The following is a 312-nucleotide window of genomic DNA, read 5'->3' on the forward strand; positions in this document are numbered from 1 at the left end:
TCCATACCAGTGTCCTGACCACGCTGCGCAATACCACCCGCACCTTCTTTGATGATCTGGCCGCTTCCCCCGCAGGACGTCTGGTCATCGTGTCGGCGGAATCCGCCGCCTCCCCGACCATAGATGGAGCCTCCTACGCCGCGGTGAAGTCCGCAGCCGAGGCGTGGACGCTGGCCGTGGCAGACGGCTTCCGCCGGCTGCAGGCGGGCAACCGTGACGCTGCCGTAGAGCAGCGCTCGGCCGCCCTGGTGTTCGTCGTGAAGGCTTTGGTTGATGACCGGATGCGCGCCGCCCAGCCGGAACGCAAATTTT

1 pseudogene is annotated in these 312 nt (G+C 66.0%); it reads left to right on the forward strand.

Annotation, left to right across the window (positions count from 1 at the left end):
• Positions 1 to 312: pseudogene (locus tag QZX79_RS11270) on the forward strand (oxidoreductase); the annotation flags it as partial.

The sequence above is a fragment of the uncultured Arthrobacter sp. genome (assembly GCF_902805515.1).
Taxonomy (GTDB): Bacteria; Actinomycetota; Actinomycetes; order Actinomycetales; family Micrococcaceae; genus Arthrobacter_D.